Below are 20,319 nucleotides of genomic sequence, written 5' to 3'. Positions count from 1 at the left end.
ACGTGGGGCAGTTGTCATCAACTGATGAGCAAAGGACAGAAGTTTTTGTCAACCCTTATACAGGCAAAATTATCGGTGAGCGTATATCGGATAAAACTCTAATTGGTATGCTCCTTGAACTGCATTACAGCCTAATGGCAGGCGAAACCGGAACTATAATTGTTGGCATTGCTGCCTTTCTAATGTGTATACTCACCATCACAGGTTTAGTTCTCTGGCCCGGTTGGCGTAAGCTAATTGCCGGCTTCAAAATTAAGCTTGATGCTCATCCCCAAAGAGCGAACTTTGACATTCACAAAGTGGCTGGCATTATCACTGTGGTTTTTTTATTCTTTACTGGCTTTACGGGCTTTTGCTGGAACTTCTACGATTTGACTGAGCCTATTATTTACGCTGTGACATTCACCCCAAAACCATCCGAGCTAGTATCCAAGCCAATTCCTGGTAAATCAACCTTAGGACTAACAGAACAACTGAAAATTGCTAATGCTGCCTTACCTGGTGCTGTTACCAAAAGCATTTACTTCCCTGATAAACCAGAAGATGCTCTACAAATTCGCATGAAGCTACCGCAGGACAGTTCAGATTATGGTGATAGTAATGTTTATCTCGACCAGTACAGTGGTGAGGTTTTGCGAGTTGATAATGCTTTAAAGATGCGGTTGGGCTCGCGCGTCCTCAACTCCTTTACTCCCCTACACTACGGTACTTTTGGTGGCTTGCCTACTCGCATTCTCTATGTCTTTGTTGGACTTGCACCGTTAATTCTATTTCTCACTGGCTTTCTAATGTACTTATATCGTCACTGGACAAAACGTCCTATAAAAAATAACATTTATACAACTTCAAATTGACGCTCTATAAATTGGCATTACACCACAATTCACGCATTCATTAAATTACAGAGCGTATTTGGTTTCTTCTTGGAAGAGTGAAGCTAAAGATTCATAGCGATCGCTTCCACATCTTCTACAGAAAGGGACAAAGCATCAGCCACTTGTTCTCGGTTTAATCCCATACTCAGTAGTCGAGGTACTGCTTGTTGTAAGCGTTGTTGTGCAGCTTGAGCCTGTTGTTGTGCAGCTTGAGCCTGTTGTTGTGCGGCTTGGGCTTGTTGTTGTGCGGCTTGAGCTTGTTGTTGTGCAGCTTGCGATCGTGCCATTAATTCCCCAAATGTCATAAAAGGCTGACCATCTGGGTATGAAAGTTGCCACTGTTCACCGGAGACATCAAAATTAATTTGCAGCCGTGGACTCACCCATTTTTCACCAACATCTACCCAGTCTAAACCATACTCACCCCGTAACCAAACTCGTAGTTCATTATTTGCTGGGTTATATATATAGTATTCCTCGACACCGTATTGACTGTAGAACAGCAACTTACGATCCATTTCTACTGATGTGTTGACTGGGGAGAGAATTTCAAACACTACTTGGGGCGGTTGGTTTCCTTCTTCCCACTGCTTATAAGAAGATCGACGACCTTTGGGACGATTAAGGGCAACCATCACATCGGGTGCATATTTAATCTTGTTGTTGCCTTCGATGGGATACCAGAACAAATCACCAGCGATGAAAACATTGGGATTATCTGCAAAGAGAATATCTAAATTACCTTTAATTAGTACGATAATTTCAAAGTGTTCTGTATTATTTGCCATCGGCTGACCATCAGATTCAGGATAGAAAATCTCCGAAGGCGCTGAAGATTCAATTTGGGAAACCATCGCTGTTACCTCCACTCGTATTTCTATTTTAGGCGATCGCTTAGTACAAAATTCCAGAAATTCGTAACGAAATTTATGACAAAAACTCTGCGTTACTTTGCGTTAACCTCAGCGTCCCTCTGCGTTTTAAAACGCTACGATTTTAGCCTAACTGTCGCTAGCACCTACCCAATCTCGGAAAAACAAAAATTGTCACCCAAAATGTAAATATCGGCAAACAAATCAAATGAACTAATAAAACCGATGTCGCTACCCCGAAAACTTGCCCATGAACTCCTATCAGTAACGCAGCCGCAAATATTCCAGTAAATATAATATTCCAACGCAAATCTAAGTTAGGTTTACCAATAGCTACTAACAACTGAGAAGCAGCATCCGCAAAAGGTCGAGAAATCGCCGACAAACAAATCATTATCAAAACTGGAATCGCAGGTACCCACTTTTGCCCAAAAACAATTGGCACATAAAAAGGAGCCAAGCTAGCTTGTAATATAACAAAGGGAATAATAATATAGCTAATAGTTTTCAGACTGGTAAAATAGCGTTTCTTAAACTCAAACCAATCGGAACGCGCTGCACATAAATGAGGTAATATAGCTGAACTTACAGCGTTGATAATACTTAAACTAATGCCTAAACCAGCGTTAAACCCAAAGAAGTATATACCTAGTTCTTTAATGCCGATGAAGCGTCCAACTATGAGATAATCTAAGTTATTTCTGAGAGTTTTGAGTAAACCAACACCGAGCAAGTTTTTACCAAAGCTGAAAATTTCGCCCCAGTGCTTGGTGGTGAATTTAGAGTGCGATCGCCAATCGTGAAAATAATAGTATATGATTAGCTCCAGCGGCGCGACCAAAAACGCCGGCAGCACAAAAGACCACACACCCATCCCCGCAACCGCTAATATAGCAGAAAATATACTTGCAAACGAGTTTTGTAAGCTATCAGTTACAGCGATAATTTTTAAGCGATTTTCTCTTTGAATTAAAGTCTTTTGAATAGCCGAGACGGGCCATATTAAATAAACAAGCCCTGATACAATAATTGGCAAAAGAATCTGATTATTTTTATAAAACCAAGAAATCGGAAAAGCGGCAACACTCTGGATGAAAAATAAACTAATAAAAATCATCCAGTTTAACCAGTATGCAGAGTTGCATAAAACCTCTAATTCTTTTTCTTCAGCTTGAATAATTTTTGCGCCAATACCGACGTTAGTAAACGTCAAGGTAAACTCCCGAACTGTCATCACAATTGCTCCCAAACCGTAGTCGTAAGGAGTCAAAAAACGAGCAATGATGACTACCAATCCTAAACGCAAGACTCTGTAGACGATTTCTGTTATACCTAGCCAGCTAAGATTGCGAAGAAACTGGCTAGATAGTTTTTCTTGAAGTCGATTAATTAATGAGTCAAGAAAATTCGGTTTCTGTAGATGGCGCTTATTAATGAATGTCATATTCTAATACATTAAAGCATAGGGTATTATTATTTCGTAGTGAGCGCTTCAGCGCTCAAGCAAAAACTTTTAAGGGCTGAAGCCCTTACTACAATATTAATGTTCAACGGTGTTAGCAACCGTACCCAAAATGGAAACACGAGAAGATTTTAATTCTTCTAATGCTTGTTTCAAAGTAGGACGAAGTGCTTTACCTAATCCAGTAACTAACACAATTCCATCTACTTGCGAAAGCAAAACATTGGTATCGAGACGACCTAAAAGATGTGGTGTATCATACACAACTAAGTCGTAATTTGTTTGCGATCTATCGATAAAAGTCTGCATTGTTAATGAAGACAAAAGCTTTGTTGGGTTAACAGGTATTCTCCCAGCAGTCAAGATAAACAAATTATCGTCTGAAGGTGATTGCTGAATTACTTTGCTGATATCTATACCGTCAGAAAGTACTTCACTCAATCCCTGATTATTTAATAAACCGAATCTCAGATGTATTTGCGGATGGCGTAAATCTCCATCTACTAATAATACTCGCGCTCCGGCTTCTGCCGCCATCTGTGCTAAATATGCCGCCACTGTGGTTTTACCTTCGCCAGATGTTGCGGAAGTGATAGCAATTGAGCGAATAGAAGCCTCCATTTTATAAGATTGCACTTTCGTATAAAATGAGCAAAATGCTTCTATAAACTGAGCCGATTTGTGTTGTACAGATTTAGCATGATTATCTAGTTCGCGTTCCGGATTGTGTTTTTTAGTTAACTGAACTACATCACCTGCACGCGCCAATTTTTTCAGTTCTTTATGGAAAGGAATTACCCCCAATAAAGGCAATTGAGTTGTCTGTTTTATCTCGTCACCATCGTGGTAGACATTTTCTAAATTATCGAGAACAAAAGCAACTAAAACGCCTAAAAGGATACCTGCAACTCCTCCCAAAAGTATGTTACTTGCACCGCTAGGTGAAACGGGCATTAGTTGACCGGTTTTGTTACGCGGTAATGTGGGAGGCATAATTAGTTCCCAAGGAACTTCTTGTTGTGCAGCATCTACGCGCAATGCTTCTTGGCGATTTAAAAGCTGATTCAGTGTATCAGTAGCTGCTTGCAATTCTCGTTGCATATTAGCGTACTGACGTGAAAGTACTGGATATTCAAGAATTTGTTGATTTAATTTAACTTGAGCCGCTTTTGTAGCTGATAAACTGGCTTCGAGTGACTTAACTTGGTTAGTATTATTAGCTAGTTGTTGGATAAGTTCGCGACGAACAGAATTTTGAAAACCGCCTACTTGCGATGAATTTAATTCGACATCGGGTGCGTTATTTCCTAATGTTAATTGTGCTTCTTTATTTAATAAAGGTAATAGTTTTTCTCGTTGTTCGCGCAAAAGCCTGATTGTAGGACTTTCGTCACTAAAACGAACTGATTCTGTAGCAATTTTGGCTTCTATGTCGCGGATGCGAGTGAGTATCTGTTGATATTGAGGTGATTCACTCAAAGCTGAAGCTGCGATCGCTTCATTTTGTGGCATTCCCAACTGACCTTGTAATGAAAGATACAGTGATTTTGCCTCAGCCAATTTTTTCTCAGTTTCTAACTTCGTAGCTTGCAGTTCATCGCGTCTTTTTAACAGTTGTTCCCCTTGTAGCTGCGGGTTAAACAAGTCATGTTGCTGCTGAAAAAATTGTAGTTGACCTTGCAGCGCATTTACCCGATACCGCAATTTTGGCAATTGTTCATCAACAAATTTGATTCCCTGACGTAAATTCGTCTGCTGTTGGTCTTGACTGTACTTTCGATAAGCTTGCGATATCCGATCCAATACAATCTGGACTTTTTGCGGATCGGAATCGCGATAACGAACCTCAATAATTCGAGATTCATCTTTACCTTTCGCCATCCGGTTAACATACAGTGTACCTTCTCGCCCGCTAGCTAGCTTACCAGATACATCATTGCCAACCAAGCGATCGTAGCTAATTTCCGGATATTGTTTTTGCAGTTCTTGAATTACTGGATTTATCAGCTTCGGACTTTTCAAAACCTCCATTAAAGCCTGATAATCCAACGCAGTAGTATTTTGTCTGCTGATTTCGTTGACATTTTGCTGCAACGTTTGCGAAAGCAAAATCAGTAACTCATTATCAGACGTTTTTAACGGTTCAACTAACAGTTGAAACTTGCCTTCATACTTGGGAATACGAGTTGCACTCCAGCCAATTGTTCCTGTTGTAACGATAACTGCCACACTAGCAATTACAGCTACCCTGCGGCGTAAAACTGTAACAATTTGACTCAAACCTTGATTGTTTTCATTGCCTTCAGGTTTTTTCCAAAACCCATAAGATTCTCTTGACGATGAGTTGGAATTTTTCAGTTCCTGCAAATCTTCTTCCTTAATTGGCATCTGCGTTCCCATGCAAAACTGTTGAGGATATCAATTTGATAATTCTCTTTCGGAAAACTTAATTTTTTTTCCAACCGAGGTAGGCAGATAATTTGGATAGCTACCAATAGCTAATGTTGCGATTGCCAAAACCTAGATTGGATTGTTGAGAAAAAGAGCGAACAGTCAACATAAAGTTATCTTGTAGACTTTATATCTTGGATTAATTATGTCTCAATAAATCGATTTTTGAGAATAAGAGACATGATACTTACCAAAATTTTTCCAAGTCTAGATATCCTCAACATATCCTGTTAACAGAATAATGCACTGCGCTTAGTCAAAATTTCATCAAAAAATATTCTTGATGAAGATTAAGTAAAGTTAATCCTAAAATTCTTTATTCCAAGTTAAATTTGGGGGCAGAGCCGCGTCAAATCTTAACCAGGATAGTATTTTTTCAGTTCTACCGCTCTTCAAATTCTCAAAGCTGGTAATTACAGGTTAATGCATTGATTTATAGCTGACTAGAAATTTGTACAGATGGTATTCCGGATTAGCTATTGATAACATCTGCGTGCTGACTTGTTAATTAAATAACTTTATCGGCAATTTTGGCAAAGCTAATCATGCTATTAAAAGGCACTTTTTAGTCTTTTGTAATTTCCTTTTGATAGCAGTACTCAAGTGAAAAAATAGAGTTGTGATGCTTAGATTTACAAGGCTAGTTGAAAAGGCATTTGTTGTATTTTCTCTTTTTCTTTCAACAGCTGCCTTGATACCAGTGCTATTAGAAAGTCCAAATGGTAGTATTCCCCAAGATCCATATAGTCCCTTACTTTTCATGGGGATTTATATGGTGACTTTGCTTTTGCTTGCGACACGACGGAAGAGTTTTCTACTAATTGCACAAAAGGACTTTTTAATTTGGGTACTGGTAGGAATTGCATTAGCATCAGCAATTTGGACTGTAGCACCAGATATTACCCTACGCCGCAGTTTATTGTTGTTAGGAACAACTCTATTTGGGATATATCTAGCTTTGCGTTACAGCTTGCGAGAGCAACTACAGTTATTAAGCTGGGCGCTAGGTTTGGTAATTTTACTTAGTATTGTGTTTGCCATAGGATTGCCATTTTACGGTTTAATGACCATTCAAGAGGGAGGCGTTCACGCAGGTGCTTGGCGGGGTATAATGTCGCACAAAAACCTCTTGGGACGGTTGATGGTTTTGAGTAATATGGTATTTTTGTTTGTAGCAATTTCTGATTCAATTGCTAACAGTAAATACCGGTGGCTGCCGTGGATAGGCTATGTTTTTTCCATTGTTTTAATAGTCCGTTCAACATCCAAAACAGCTTTAGTTGTGTTTGTAGTGTTGATGATAATTATGCCGTTGTATAGAACTTGGCGGCGTAATTATAACCAATTAGTACCGATAGCGATCGCGATCATTCTAGTAATCGGAAGTGCAGCCATTTTGTTTGTCGATAACTTACCCTTCATCACCAGTGCATTAGGGAGAGATTTGACATTAACAGGACGCACAGAGTTATGGAGTGTAATGCTTGAACTCATTCAAGAACGTCCTTTATTAGGTTACGGATTCAATGGCTTTTGGAGAGATTGGGATAGCGATGTCACTGCCTATCTTTGGCGTACACTTCAATGGGAATGTCCCTACGGTCATAACGGCTTCATGGATTTATTAGCCGAATTAGGTATATCCGGATTAGCTGTATTTTTATTGAGCTTAACAACAGCTTGTATCCAAGGAGTACGCTGGTTAAGAATTACCAAAAACGTAGAAGGACTGTGGACATTAATGTATCTAAGCTTTTTGGTAATTTATAACATCAGCGAAAGTACCCTTTTAGCTACTAACAGCATCTTTTGGATTCTATATGTGTCCACAATTTTTTCAATGGCTATAGAGTCAGAACAAGCTCAAATTTACAGCTATACGGCAGTAATGGCACAAGAAAAAGAGCCAAACTTTAGATAAGGAGAAAGAATGCTAATTTCAGTATGCGTAGCAAGTTATAAACGTCCTGAAGGATTAAACCGCTTGCTAACAAATTTAAATCAGCTAACTTTTAACAAGTGTGAAACACCAGAAATAGAAGTAATCATTGTTGATAACGATGTCACTGGTTCAGCGAGTAAAGTTTGCACAAGTCAACTGCTTAAATTCAAATGGAAAATGAAATATTCCATTGAACGACAGCGGGGTATTTCCTATGCGAGAAATAAAGCGATCGCCTGCGTTAACAAAAACGCAAACTTCATCGCTTTCATAGATGATGACGAAGTTCCCCACCCATCTTGGCTAGATGAACTTTTATTCGTTCAACAAACACATAATGCAGACGTAGTAACCGGACCCGCATTACCGCACTTTATCAAATCAGACGTACCTAACTGGATTATCCAAGGTAAATTTTTTGAGCCACAACGTCACCCAACAGGACATCAACTCAAAGTTGCATTTACCAACAACGTACTAATTCGCTCCTCAATTTTACACAACATAGATAAAATTTTCGACGAGCGTTTTGCACTCAGCGGCGGCGAAGATTCCCACTTTTTCATGCGCCTTCACCGCGCAGGATATAAACTAATATGGGCAGACCAAGCCTTAGTTTACGAGTGGATACCCGAAAGCCGTACTAACATCAAATGGATACTCCAACGCGGTTATTTAGGTTGGAGCAGACACAGCATTTGCGAGCGCGAACTTTACCCTTCAATAATCCTACTCACCATACGCATCACCAAAGGAATCGCACTAATAGCTCAAGGATTATGCTTCATCCTTCCCTCCCTTTTCCTCGGACAGCATCAATTTATTAAAGCATTATTACGTATCTACAAAGGCGTAGGAACCCTAGCAGGTATCGCCGGAATGCGCTACCAAGCCTACAAAATAACTCAAGGAATATAACCCTTCAAAAATAGATTCTCTCCCCCTCTTCTCTTGGCGCTCTTGGCATCTTGGCGGTTCGTTAAACAGGTGCATCTCAACTCATCTCCTGCAATTGTGAGAACCCAACTCTTCAATACACCTTACAAATTATTTAATAGGTTTCAACGCTGATTTAAGCACTAAAGTGCTTACTACCTAAAAACTCCAAACTTACCTAATGAAAATATTATACTTAACAACCGTCCTTCCTAGTAAAAAAACAACAGGCGGTGAAATTGCATCACAATCATTTATCGATGCACTTCAACATAATGGACATGAAGCCTTAATCCTAGGATATCAACGCCCAAGCAGTATTTTCCAACCAAAAAACAATGAAATACCCATCGCCCAAAGACACATAGAAACCGACAAATCCCGACTTTATCCTATGCTTTGGATGAGCTTAGGACTATTAAAAAATCTTCCCTACTCCTCAGCCAAATATTATTCTCAAAAATACATCAATCAACTCAAAACTCTTTTAAAAAAAGATAAATTTGACATTTTCCTAATAGATCATGCCCAAATCGGCTGGTTAGCACCTTTCCTTAACAACAAAGCAAAAATTATATTCATCGCTCATAACATTGAACATGAAATATATCTAGCGCAATTAAAAAACTCTCAAAGCCAGATATCACAACATATATATCAGCGAGAAACTGACCTCATCAAAGATATGGAAGATAATTTTGCGAAAACAGCTACACAAGTTTGGACATTTACAGAATATGATGCTAGCTACTTTCTAGACATCAATAAAACAACGAAAATTTTTCATCTACCTTCTAGCTTGAAAATATCATCACATCAACCTACAGTCAAAAACTTTGACATTGGTATTATCGGTTCTTGGACATGGAAAGCTAATAAATTAGGGCTGAATTGGTTTTTAGAAAAAGTTTATCCGCACTTACCCACAAATCTATCAATTCATATTGCTGGATTAGGTGCCGAATGGTTGAAAGGACAGTATCCTAATATCAATTATTGCGGTTTTGTCCCCAGTGTCCAAACATTTATGGCACAGGCAAAAGTATTAGCAATTCCCTCTATTAGTGGGGGTGGGGTACAGATAAAAACTTTGGATGCGATCGCTTCCGGTTCTCCTTTAGTAGCAACACCTACTGCATTACGTGGCATATCTGAATATCCCTCTTCAGTTATAGTTGCCGAAAAACCAGAAGAATTCGCTCTTTATTTGGTTCAATTATTAACTTTAAACACAATACCAGATATTTGTGCCGAGGCGATCGCCTGGTCAGAAAACCGCCACTCGAAATTTCTTGCGGATATTACTTATGCCATAAATCATCTTTAATACAAACATTTTACAATGCAACGACTCAACTCAATACTATGGAGAAGCTTCACAGCAAAAATTGCCATTGGCTTCATCTTAATTTTACTCTCTACAAATCTCTACCTTTTTTCGCCACAGTTCCCCAGCAGCACAGAAGCCGCAGCTACTAATATTATCTTGCCTTTATCCACTCGCGGTTCTCAGATTGTTGATGCTAAAGGTAAAATTGTCATGCTGCGCGGCATCAACTGGTTTGGTATAGAAATTAACACACATGCACCTCATGGTCTTTGGAGCAGAGACTATAAAGACATGCTCGCTCAAATTAAAAGTTTGGGCTACAACTTCATCCGCTTACCTTATTCCGTAGAAGCACTGCGTTCTCAAAACATCAGCGGTATCAACTTTTCTATCGATGCAAATAAAGATTTGCAAGGCAAAACCCCCCTTGAAGTCATGGATTTAGTAATTCAAGAAGCTCAACGCCAAGGGTTGCTGATTCTGTTAGACAGTCACTGTCTTAAAGATGACCATATTTCCGAATTATGGTACGGAGACGGATTCACTGAGAAAGACTGGATTGACACTTGGAAAATGCTGGCAAATCGTTACAAAAAATACACCAACATCATCGGAGCCGATTTGAAAAACGAACCCCACGGTAGTGCTAGTTGGGGAACTGGGAACCAAGCAACAGATTGGCGATTAGCTGCACAGCGGGCAGGAAATCAGATTCTCAGTATAAACCCAAATTGGCTAATTCTCGTTGAAGGAATAGAGAAAAATGTGCCCGGTCAAAAACAGTCAAATTACTTTTGGGGTGCAAATCTCGAAGGTGTCCGCAAATATCCAGTGCGTCTGAAAATACCCAAAAAGCTAGTATATTCACCTCACGAATACGGTGGTTCTAATGTGTCGTGGTTTGCAGATCCGATATTCCCGGCAAACCTTTATCAACGCTGGGAAACTGGATTTAATTATATTGCCACTCAGCGTATCGCCCCAATTTTAATTGGTGAATTTGGCGGATATTTTGTAGATAACAAATCAAAAGAAGGAATTTGGCAACGCTTTCTTGTCGATTACATTGCTAAGAAAAAGTTGAGCTTTGCTTATTGGTGTTGGAATCCCAATAGTAAAGGTACTGGCGGCATTCTCCTAGATGACTGGCAAAATATAAACGCTCCCAAACAAAAGCTTTTAAATAAGCTACTGAAATAAACTTCTCCAAAACCCCTAATTTTACACTCTTTCTTTGCGCCTCCGCGCGGCAGTCGCTACAAACTCCTCCACCCCCCTTCGGGTTCGCCACTTCGACGGGACGGTACAGGCAACCGCCGAGTGGACTCACCGCAACGCGCTACCTTGCCTTTGCGTGAGGTAAATTTTAACATGTCAAAAAATCTCAAACCACGAATTTTAATTATATCCATGAGAAACTTGCATTCTCAAGCTTTTCGCTCTGCCGAATATGAATTTGAAGATGCAATTTGCACTTTTGACTATGCTGATATGCTGACACCTGAGTTCGCTTCTGGCTTGAGAAAGCAAATAAATAAAAAGTTAGCAAATTACGCGGCATTAACTGTAGGTAACGGCAAGCTTCTCAAATCAGGTTGCCGAACATCAACTGTGGATAAAGAATATGATTTATTATTTTTTATCTGTCAGCACTTTTGGGATATTACCTGTATAAATTCAATAAAACAATGGCGAGAAAAGAGTCATAAAGCTGTTTTATGGATAGATGAAATATGGGCTAAAGAAGTTTTGGAACATAAGACTAAGCTTTGTCTGGAACTTGTCAAAGATTTTGATTATATTTTCACGACTCAAGCCAAGAGTGTTGATGCGATCGCTAATTTAATTCAACGTCCTTGTTACTCTCTACCTTATGCCGTCGATGCTATCAAATTTTGCCCCTATCCGCATCAACCTCAAAGAAATATTGATGTCTATAGCATCGGTCGTCGTTCGCCAATAGTACACAAAGCTTTAATAGAACTAGCAGAAGACAATTTTTTATATTTATATGACACTCTCAAAGGTCTGCAAATGATGGATTATAAAGAACATCGAACTTTATATATTAATCTAATTAAAAGAAGCCGTTATTTTATCGCTAATAAAGCCAAATTTGACAGCGTTAATCAAACAGGTAATCAAGAAGAATTAGGCTCTCGCTTTTTTGAAGGAGCAGCAGGAGGAGCAATAATGATTGGAACTCCTCCAATTTGTGAAGCTTATACCACATACTTGAATTGGCAAGATGCAGTAATTGAAATACCCTACAATGCCGTTAATATAGCTGATATCATAGCAGAACTTGACGCACAGCCTGAGCGCATAAAGAGAATACGTCAAGACAATATTATTAACTCACTATTACGCCACGACTGGGTATATCGCTGGAGCCAAATATTAGATAAAGTCGGACTCGAACAAACACCAGAAATGTTATCTAGACAAGCCGATTTAAAGAACCTAGCTGAATTAGTAATGCAAGCATAAACGAGCCAAAACAACTGATTTATCAAATTACAACTCAATCTAAGTAGGTCAACATGAAAAATATAAAATGTAGGGTGCGTTAGGACATTCGTCCTAACGCACCAAAACCCCTACTTGACAATCCATTTTATTAAATCTACTTCAAAGCAGACTTTTTTAAGAAGTTTGTTATTTAGCCCGCGATGTTCTGCGGGCTTTGTCTGTGTGCAACATGAACCGCGACTTCTAGTCGCCAGGGCTAATTACAATCTATCAACAATTTCCCAAATTCTGCTATCATCCTTACGGTCTTTTTTCCGAAATAAATTAAATTTTTGTCTGAAAAGTAGTAGAAAGAAAACAACATCATCTACTAAATATCTTTTCCACAATCTTTTCGGTTCGCGTAATAATCTAAACAACCATTCTAATCCTACTTCACTCATCCATTTAGGCGCTCTTTTCACATTGTCTGCTTCAAAATCGATAGTTGCTCCTAATGCCATAAATATTTTGATAAATGGCAAACTATCTTTGTACTTGTATATCCACTTTTCTTGTTTTGGAGCACCAACACCTATCACCAGAACTGTAGCACCTGAATTATTAATCATGTCAATTATGTTTTGACATTGCTCTACGTCATGTTCAAACCTAAAAGGCGGAGAATATGTAGCAATTACCATATTTCTGCCGATTTTTTGATTTATCTTATTTTGTGCGGTGAGAGCTACTCCTTTACCTGCTCCTAAAAGAAAAATCTTTATTTCTTCATTTTTCTTATGGTAATTGTAGAACGCAGGAAATATGTCTGATCCGGATATTTTTTCTTTGATTGGTGTTCCGAGAAATCTTGAAGCATAAATCAGGATTTTACTGTCACAAAGGTTATAATCACTAATGCTGTATGCTTGCAAAAATTCCGGGTCTTTTTCGAGTTTGATGAGATGATCGACATTGGGCGTAAATACTACCCCCGATTGTAAGTTTTCTAAAAACTCTCTCTTTGACAAATTGTCAAATTCCAAGTTCAGAATTTTAACTTTCTTCATGGTAGCGCCCAGTACGTGATAACTTTTCAACTTGTTTACAAAAAAAACAATATACAGTGAAGCGTGAGGAGAAGTTCCAAGATTCAATATTGTTCTTTCAATGTTCAGGATTTTCTGGGTCTAGACATTTGTCATCAAATATGAATACAGTAAATTGGCAATACATGAAAGCCATTTAGTAGCAGTTACATCAATTGTGGATAAACATTCCTGACGGGGCGATATCGCGCCAATCATGCTTTCTTTACATGAAGAACAATCATGCAAAGCTGCCTGACCCCGAATCTGCTTTATCTACGCCCTTAATTATCACGAACAAAACTAGAACATTTAACCACACAATCTGTAATGTGAGAAACTAATTCAAAACCAAGTAAGTTGAGGAGCAATATAATTTTGGTTTTGATTTACCAAATTTTTGCCGGAGATAAAATTTAAGCTTACAGGAAATTTTCTCACGACTTCAATTTGATAATAACTCATAGCTTAACATAAAAGATAAAAAGATAATAGTAGCTTCACCTATTTTTCATGAAAAAAATATGAAGTTCAGTAGGTATAAAGTCAAGAAAAGCCGGAAATTTCGAGATTTTATCTGTTTTTAGTTGCAGAAGTTAGGCGATCGCTCCGGGTAAAAAATTTGTAAAGCAGAGTCCAGAGACTGGGATAGTCGATTAATGTAAAAACTACTGTAATGCAATTTTTGTTGGTCCGGCTGTGCAAAGCAAAAACAACTGCTGCATCAGCACTGTTGCACTTTCATGCGGAGGCATCACCATTCCGAACTGCCGTAGAGACTGGAGAGAGCGCGGAACGTCTCTACTCCCCATTTTCATAGGAATAAGTATAGTTAATTTTTGTCAACCGTTAAATTCAGGATATATTACTTGATTTTATGGTGTCAGATATTAAATACTTTCCACCTAATTAAGTATGTGTGAATTGATTTTTTGGTGTTAAATTTTGAATATTGCCAGAAGTTGACTCAAAACAACTAAACCCTTATCTATTTTGGCAATATTCTTAGAGGAGTGAATGTGAGTAATATTTTTCTTCGTAAACGTGTTTTTTGCCTGACCAGTGTAACTGTAGCAGTTCTAGGTAGCGGCTTATCTGCTGTTGCTCAGACAGTACCAGCGGTTCAACAATCAACTCAGCTATCCACAACTGAAGTGTCTGTTGACCAAACGAGTGCTGGGGTAGAGACTCAAAGCCAAAACTTCTCTACTGTATCAGAAGGCAATCCAGTTTTGGTATCAGATTCTACAACTGGGCAACAGTTCCCAGGCATCAATACAGAGGAAACTGCTAATCGAATAGTCACGCCTGTTCCCGGAACAACGTCAACCTCATCTGCGGCACTAACTGCTCAATACCCGCAAGCGCAATTTCAAGCATCTTTACCAAAATCTAATTCTCAGGTGGCACAAGCGGATATTGATCCGGGTAGACCTACCCGTGGTGGCAGTAGCTATGTTGGTATCGCTGCCAACATTGGTATAAGTGGTGGTGACTCCGCTGTGGGCGACGGCAATTTTATGGTGATTAGCAAAATAGGATTGTCAAATGCCATATCAGTGCGACCGTCGGCAGTAATTGGCGACAATACTGCTTTTTTGATTCCTGTTACTTACGACTTTTCCTTTCAGCAGGCATCAGATCCATTTAGCGAACCATTACCGATCGCTCCTTATGTTGGGGCTGGTGCAGCGATTAATACTGGGGATGACACTCAAGCCGCTTTTTTAGTAACTGGTGGCGTTGATGTGCCTCTAAATGCTCAATTTACGGCAAATGCTGCTGTAAATGCCGCATTTTTTGATGAAACCGACATCGGATTGTCGATTGGAGTTGGTTACAACTTCGGTCGCTTTTAAATCTAATAGGTAATTGGGAATTGGGAATTGGGAATTGGGAATAGGTAATTGGGAATTGGGAATTGATGATTGGCAAAACCCATTCCCCATTACCCATTCCCCATTACCCAATTTTTACTTAGGGCTAACTTTATCTATCGTCTTAATTTTACCGTCGTCGCCAACTGTCCAAACATCGTAAACACCGACCACATCGCCATTTTGGTCAATATCTACGTTGCCGCTGGCTCCCTGGTAGTTAATTTTCTTACCTTCTTTGAGTAACTTCAGTCCCTCGCAGACATCAGCAACTTCTGTACCAGGACCATTGGCAACTTCACGGATTTTGCTGGCTATGCCGACGCCTGTATTATCTTTAGCAGATTGTGCTGCCAATGCTAACAAAGCGGCTGCATCCCAAGCGTGAGCGGTGTATGGTGCTGGTGGAGAGCCTTTTTTAGATTGCCAAAGCTTGGCGAAAGCGTCTAATCCTTTACCATTGGAACCAGGTACGGTGCCGATCGCTCCACTAACAATATATTTACCATCACCAGCTTTCCCAACTCTATTCGGGAAGGTATCTGACTTGGTGCCATCTGTCAGCATAATCTGTACTCCCTGAGCCAGACCTTGCTGATAAGCAGTTTTTAGTAGTAAACTAGCAGTTTCTTCATAAGCTACGACCAGCACTGCATCCGGTTTCCCGGCAAAAGCTGCTTGAGCTTCGGTATCAAAAGTGGTGGCTTTGGGGTCGTAACGGGTGGGGCTATTTTTGTTAACTACTGTTCCACCTGATTTTTCAAAAGCTTGGACAAATGCTTTTTCAAAGCCTACACCGTAGTCGTTATTTATTACAACTGTGGAAACTTTTTGGAAGCCTTTTTTATTCGCAAGTTGAGCCAAGGCTAATGCTTGGTAGGTATCGGGGGGAGCAGTACGCGCCCAATAACCTTTATAATCTCCTTTGCCTGCCTTTTCGGTAAATACCGGGCTAGTACTACCTGGAGAAATCAACATCACTTTATTGGGTGTAGCGATGGAAACTGCGGCTGTAGAAACGCTGCTGGCAAAAGACCCAACTACACCACCAACTCTATCTACGGTTGCCAATTTCGTCATCCCCGCAGCACCGGCTCTGGGGTCGGTTTGGTCGTCTACAGGGATGAGGGTGACATTTTCACCGTTCACCCCACCACAGGCATTAACTGTATCCACAAGTAAGGGAATAGCACCCACCATCTGCTGACCGATGGAAGCTAAGTCACCAGTTGAGGGTAACAGCGAACCAATTTTCAGTCCTTTGGCATTACTCGCTGTGGTAGTTGAACTAGCTGGGGCAGTAGTAGCACCACTAGTTGTGGTAGTGGTGCTACTAGTAGTTGTAGTGGTTTTCGTACAAGCTGCCGCTAAAAAGCCAGATAATAAAGTAGCTAAACTTAGAGCTAAGGCGGAATTGATTTTTTTCATAAATTACTTTCACTCCTCTGATTTGTGGGAGCCTGAAAGCAATATTCTAACTGGATTATCAGGACTCCGGATGATAAATCATATCATCATCCTTAGGGCATCATCCTTGGGGAATAAAAGTATCTGCTCTTAGTCGATAATTTTTACTGGTTCGTAGTAAGCGCTTAAGCGCTTATTTTAGGCACGAAGAGTGCCTACTACGAGCAGAAATTCACACTTTTGATAGAGGTTCGTAGTAAGCGCTTAAGCGCTTATCTTAGGCACTGAAGTGCCTACTACGAACCTCAATTCACACTCTTAGTGTGATATGCAGACTGGGAAAACGGAGAGGGAGGGATTCGAACCCTCGGTACGGAGTTGCCTGCCGTACAACAGATTAGCAATCTGCCGCTTTCGACCACTCAGCCACCTCTCCAGTGTCACGAATATGAATAATATCAGATTTTCAAGGCACAGTCAAGGGGGATTTGTTATTTGTTATTTGTTAGTGGATAGTGGATAGTTGATGGTTGTTGGGGGTTGGGGGTCAAAAAATACTACGCTCCTACGCTCCCACTATCGACTATCCACTATCCACCAACTATCGACTAAAGTTAGAGGGCTTGCGATCGCAGCCAAGCTACTGGCAAACTGCTTAACTTTTTCCACTGAGCTACATAGGCGCGTTGACTAAACACATCATAATCGTTACGTTCAATAACGCTTAAAATGCGACTGTAATGCATCAAAGATGCCCACACAGGCAAGCGGGCATCGGGTGACAAGTAAGATATTCCTTTTTCTGCTTTGATATAATATTGACGTGCCCTGGCAATTTGAAAACGCATCAGAGAGCGCCAGCGCTCATCGACAACACCTTTCAACAAATCTTGCTCGGTGTAGTCAAATCGCGCCAAGTCTTCTTGGGGAATGTAGATTCGTCCTCGCCTTGCGTCTTCACCTACATCGCGGAGGATGTTGGTGAGTTGGTGGGCAATTCCTAAAGTGATCGCTTCTTCGGTGGGAATGTATATCGGTTTTTGGCGATTCCACGGCGCTGTGTTGGCGTTTGTATCAACTCCCATCACTGCCGTTGACATCAAACCGACGGTGCCTGCTACACGGTAACAGTAAAGATATAACTCTTTAAATGTTTCGTAGCGGCTACGGTATAAGTCCATACGCTGACCGGCAATCATATCCCGAAAGGGTTGAATGTCCATTGAGAAGCGTTGGATGGTATCTACCAAAGCTACATCGAAATTTTCAAAAGGGCAGCCGCTAAAAATAGATTCTAGCTGCTGTTCCCATAAATCTAAAGTTTCCGTCGTAGTCATAGCAGATGCAGGACCATCCACCAGTTCGTCTGTTCGGCGGCACCAAGCGTAAATTGCCCAAATAGCGGGACGCTTTTGCTTGCTCACTAACAAAGTGCCAAGGTAAAAAGTCGTGGAGTACTTTGCTATGAGTTGGCGACAAAGTTTATAGGACTCATCCACAGAGACCAGCGTTTTCATGCGCGCTTTGGAATCAGGCAGTTGCAGCATTCGTTGCAGGCGGTCGGGTTGGCGTTTGCAGGCTTGAGGAATTTACCTCCGGGTGTACTTCCGAAATCGCCTGCGCTGTAAGCTTACCAGAAAGCACGGCACCTTCCATACTCCCTAAGTAACGTTGCATGGTATAACTACCTGCGAGATAGAAGTTACTTATCGGGGTAACTTGGGTGGGGCGGTATTGTTGGCGACCGGGTATGGCGGTATAAACCGATCGCGGTGTCTTGACGACATGATATTTCAGCAGTTTTGCTGGATTATCTCCCCCCAAGTCGTCAGGAAAGAGTTTTTTCAGTTCCGCAAGGGAAGCGCTGACAATTTCTTCATCGGATTTGTCGATCCAATCTTTCGCTGGTGCTAAAACTAATTCCAGCATTGAGCGATCGCTATTCGCGTATTCGCGGCAGGTGTTGCTCATATCAGCATAAACGCTGAGAAGAGGCGATCGCGAAAATAATAAGTGGTCTATATCTGTCAGTTTCCGGTCAAACCACAGATGCAAGTTAATTACCGGCACACCTGACAAACCTTCGAGCTTTTGGAAAAACTCTATTGACTGCCAAGGTTTTGGTAACATCACTTTCATTACATCCACCGACATTGCCGAAACATACAAGTCAGCGGTGATAATTTCATCTGCTGCCCCATTCAATCCCCGAATTAGAAATGCTTTCACAGTACCATCAGAGTTGAGCATTATCTCTTTCAGGGGCGCATTTAACCGCACTTCGCCACCACCATTCGTTATATGGTCTACTATCGGCTGACACAATCGCTCGGTAGGTGAACCATCCAAGAAGGCAATTTTAGAGCCGTATCTCTCTTGGAGAAAGCGATTCAGCGCTGTTAGTAGAATTGTCGCGGAAACTTCATCTGGATTGATAAAGGTCAACGCTTTGGATGCAGCGATAAAAATATCACTATTCACCCGTTCGTCTACACCTTGCCTTCTCAGCCACTCTATGAGAGTGTACTTATCCATATCTTCAACATACTTCTGACCGCGAACCACAGCTGGGAGTAGTCCTATAGCGAACTTAATTTTTTGCTCCCAAGTCAGCATGTCATTGTTGCGAAGAATCGACGCGATCACGTTGAAAGGTGCCGGAATATCCGGAACATCAAAACGTGAAAGCGTTCCCGGCTTTTCTGGCTGATTGAAAATTAGCGTGTGCTGTTTCCATTGCAGCCGGTCTTCAATTCCTAACTCTTTTAATAACTGAAGCATATTCGGGTATGCTCCAAAGAAAGCGTGCAATCCGGCTTCGTACCAGTCGCCGTCTGAGTCTTTCCACGCTGCCACTAAACCACCCAATACGTCTTGGCTTTCCAAAACAATCGGTGTGTGTCCTGCGTCCGTGAGATATTTCGCGCAGGAAAGTCCTGCTAAACCCGCACCAGCGATCGCTACTCGCATTTAACCTTACTGCTCTTCAATATTTCTTAATTGTTTTCTCGTTTTCATTATACGTTGCAATCCGTTACATTTATCATCCAGGAGTGCGATCGTCTCTGAAGAGGCAGGGGGGAGGGGGGCTTTCTTGCAGGGAGACAAGGGAGACAAGGGAGACAAGGGAGACAAGGGAGACAAGGGGACAAGGGGACAAGGGGACAGGGAGACAATAAGAATAATTCTTTCCCCCCATCTCCTTGTCTCCTCATCTCCTTGTCCCCCCCTCTCCCCATCTCCCCATCCCCCCCTCTCCCCTTTCCCCGCTTGGATTTGCCGATTTTAAATTTTTTATTTAGTTCTTCATTAAAACTTATTTGTCTGAGTTATAAATTATTCAAATTATTCATCCCTGAGTTTTTATGTGATTTTGCTGCACCACAAAAAGATGAAAACCTTGCCCATTCAGCCTTATACCTTCTGGGAACGACAGATTATTAAATAATTTTATCTGAAAGTATATTTGCTATACCTAAGTTGGAAAAGATGCTAATAGTCTTTTCAAAACAATTGGTAGCAATTCAAACCAGTTTTTTCAAAAACTACTGCAAGTTCATTCATGATTATTATCTCTAAATCACTGATTTATTCAACAATCATGAGCATTTGCGAGCTTGATAACTTT

General features: G+C 40.6%; 15 protein-coding genes and 1 tRNA gene. 8 read left to right on the top strand and 8 right to left on the bottom strand.

The annotated features are described in order from the left end of the window. Positions 1 to 854 (top strand): PepSY-associated TM helix domain-containing protein (locus PI95_RS08345; protein ID WP_163518710.1); only part of this gene is annotated, 854 nt, incomplete at its 5' end. Between the two features lie 83 nt (positions 855 to 937). On the opposite strand, the gene PI95_RS08340 is transcribed toward PI95_RS08345, so the two are convergent. From PI95_RS08340 to PI95_RS08330, 3 genes are all read right to left on the bottom strand, one after another. After that, entirely contained in the window at positions 938 to 1,729 is a 792-nt protein-coding gene (locus tag PI95_RS08340; RefSeq protein ID WP_039754734.1) for a Uma2 family endonuclease, read from the bottom strand. Positions 1,730 to 1,886: 157 nt separating this feature from the next. Beyond that, positions 1,887 to 3,191, bottom strand: a complete 1,305-nt coding sequence (locus PI95_RS08335) for a lipopolysaccharide biosynthesis protein (RefSeq protein ID WP_052325903.1) — start codon at positions 3,189 to 3,191, stop codon at positions 1,887 to 1,889. Between the two features lie 96 nt (positions 3,192 to 3,287). Beyond that, on the bottom strand, positions 3,288 to 5,597 hold the full coding sequence (locus tag PI95_RS08330; protein WP_039754975.1) for a GumC family protein: 2,310 nt from the start codon (positions 5,595 to 5,597) through the stop codon (positions 3,288 to 3,290). A gap of 685 nt (positions 5,598 to 6,282) precedes the next feature. Here PI95_RS08330 and PI95_RS08325 point away from each other — a divergent pair. The 5 genes from PI95_RS08325 (at position 6,283) to PI95_RS08305 (ending at position 12,358) form a co-directional block, all read left to right on the top strand. Next, positions 6,283 to 7,581, top strand: coding sequence for an O-antigen ligase family protein (locus PI95_RS08325; RefSeq protein ID WP_039754733.1), 1,299 nt, complete (start codon positions 6,283 to 6,285; stop codon positions 7,579 to 7,581). Between the two features lie 9 nt (positions 7,582 to 7,590). Then, positions 7,591 to 8,520: a glycosyltransferase family 2 protein gene (locus tag PI95_RS08320; RefSeq protein WP_039754731.1), complete on the top strand. Its 930-nt coding sequence runs from the start codon at positions 7,591 to 7,593 to the stop codon at positions 8,518 to 8,520. Between the two features lie 199 nt (positions 8,521 to 8,719). Next, the gene (locus tag PI95_RS08315) at positions 8,720 to 9,865 is read left to right on the top strand and encodes a glycosyltransferase (protein ID WP_039754730.1); all 1,146 of its coding nucleotides are present in this window, start codon (positions 8,720 to 8,722) and stop codon (positions 9,863 to 9,865) included. A 15-nt stretch (positions 9,866 to 9,880) separates the two neighbouring features. Beyond that, the gene (locus tag PI95_RS08310) at positions 9,881 to 11,068 is read left to right on the top strand and encodes a cellulase family glycosylhydrolase (protein ID WP_052325902.1); all 1,188 of its coding nucleotides are present in this window, start codon (positions 9,881 to 9,883) and stop codon (positions 11,066 to 11,068) included. Between the two features lie 171 nt (positions 11,069 to 11,239). Beyond that, positions 11,240 to 12,358 (top strand): glycosyltransferase family protein, encoded by a 1,119-nt coding sequence (locus PI95_RS08305; RefSeq protein ID WP_039754729.1) that lies wholly within the window; start codon positions 11,240 to 11,242, stop codon positions 12,356 to 12,358. A gap of 242 nt (positions 12,359 to 12,600) precedes the next feature. Here the strand turns inward: PI95_RS08305 and PI95_RS08300 are convergent, their stop codons facing one another. After that, the gene (locus tag PI95_RS08300; protein ID WP_039754727.1) at positions 12,601 to 13,389 is read right to left on the bottom strand and encodes a WecB/TagA/CpsF family glycosyltransferase; all 789 of its coding nucleotides are present in this window, start codon (positions 13,387 to 13,389) and stop codon (positions 12,601 to 12,603) included. A gap of 1,037 nt (positions 13,390 to 14,426) precedes the next feature. Between PI95_RS08300 and PI95_RS08295 the strand changes: the two genes are divergently transcribed. Next, positions 14,427 to 15,266, top strand: a complete 840-nt coding sequence (locus PI95_RS08295; RefSeq protein WP_039754973.1) for a hypothetical protein — start codon at positions 14,427 to 14,429, stop codon at positions 15,264 to 15,266. 114 nt (positions 15,267 to 15,380) lie between these two features. Here the strand turns inward: PI95_RS08295 and PI95_RS08290 are convergent, their stop codons facing one another. From PI95_RS08290 to pds, 4 genes are all read right to left on the bottom strand, one after another. Continuing rightward, positions 15,381 to 16,712 (bottom strand): ABC transporter substrate-binding protein, encoded by a 1,332-nt coding sequence (locus PI95_RS08290; RefSeq protein WP_039754725.1) that lies wholly within the window; start codon positions 16,710 to 16,712, stop codon positions 15,381 to 15,383. Between the two features lie 323 nt (positions 16,713 to 17,035). Next, positions 17,036 to 17,127, bottom strand: a tRNA-Ser gene (locus tag PI95_RS08285). Between the two features lie 178 nt (positions 17,128 to 17,305). Beyond that, positions 17,306 to 18,238 carry a 15-cis-phytoene synthase CrtB gene (gene crtB / locus PI95_RS08280; protein ID WP_039754723.1) on the bottom strand — a complete coding sequence of 311 codons (933 nt, stop codon included), beginning with the start codon at positions 18,236 to 18,238 and terminating at the stop codon, positions 17,306 to 17,308. Next, a complete protein-coding gene (pds, locus tag PI95_RS08275; protein WP_039754721.1) occupies positions 18,222 to 19,661 on the bottom strand; it encodes a 15-cis-phytoene desaturase in 1,440 nt (479 codons plus the stop codon). The genes crtB and pds overlap by 17 nt, the downstream gene beginning before the upstream one ends. Positions 19,662 to 19,785: 124 nt before the next feature. On the opposite strand from pds, the gene PI95_RS35145 reads away from it, so the two are divergent. Further along, a complete protein-coding gene (locus tag PI95_RS35145) occupies positions 19,786 to 19,980 on the top strand; it encodes a hypothetical protein (RefSeq protein WP_201280351.1) in 195 nt (64 codons plus the stop codon). The last annotated feature ends 339 nt before the right edge of the window (positions 19,981 to 20,319 follow it).

Origin of the sequence: Hassallia byssoidea VB512170 (assembly GCF_000817785.2) — a bacterium.
Lineage (GTDB): Bacteria > Cyanobacteriota > Cyanobacteriia > Cyanobacteriales > Nostocaceae > Hassallia > Hassallia carrinoi.
The sequence above is the reverse complement of the archived record's forward strand: the minus strand, read 5'-3'. Positions and strand labels throughout refer to the sequence as shown.

Excerpts from the sequence above, each read along its gene's own strand:
- PI95_RS08340 (WP_039754734.1), bottom strand. The coding sequence starts at position 1,729 with ATGGTTTCCCAAATTGAATCTTCAGCGCCTTCGGAGATTTTCTATCCT.
- PI95_RS08335 (WP_052325903.1), bottom strand. The coding sequence starts at position 3,191 with ATGACATTCATTAATAAGCGCCATCTACAGAAACCGAATTTTCTTGAC.
- PI95_RS08330 (WP_039754975.1), bottom strand. The coding sequence starts at position 5,597 with ATGCCAATTAAGGAAGAAGATTTGCAGGAACTGAAAAATTCCAACTCA.
- PI95_RS08325 (WP_039754733.1), top strand. The coding sequence starts at position 6,283 with ATGCTTAGATTTACAAGGCTAGTTGAAAAGGCATTTGTTGTATTTTCT.
- PI95_RS08320 (WP_039754731.1), top strand. The coding sequence starts at position 7,591 with ATGCTAATTTCAGTATGCGTAGCAAGTTATAAACGTCCTGAAGGATTA.
- PI95_RS08315 (WP_039754730.1), top strand. The coding sequence starts at position 8,720 with ATGAAAATATTATACTTAACAACCGTCCTTCCTAGTAAAAAAACAACA.
- PI95_RS08310 (WP_052325902.1), top strand. The coding sequence starts at position 9,881 with ATGCAACGACTCAACTCAATACTATGGAGAAGCTTCACAGCAAAAATT.
- PI95_RS08305 (WP_039754729.1), top strand. The coding sequence starts at position 11,240 with ATGTCAAAAAATCTCAAACCACGAATTTTAATTATATCCATGAGAAAC.
- PI95_RS08300 (WP_039754727.1), bottom strand. The coding sequence starts at position 13,389 with ATGAAGAAAGTTAAAATTCTGAACTTGGAATTTGACAATTTGTCAAAG.
- PI95_RS08290 (WP_039754725.1), bottom strand. The coding sequence starts at position 16,712 with ATGAAAAAAATCAATTCCGCCTTAGCTCTAAGTTTAGCTACTTTATTA.
- crtB (WP_039754723.1), bottom strand. The coding sequence starts at position 18,238 with ATGCTGCAACTGCCTGATTCCAAAGCGCGCATGAAAACGCTGGTCTCT.
- pds (WP_039754721.1), bottom strand. The coding sequence starts at position 19,661 with ATGCGAGTAGCGATCGCTGGTGCGGGTTTAGCAGGACTTTCCTGCGCG.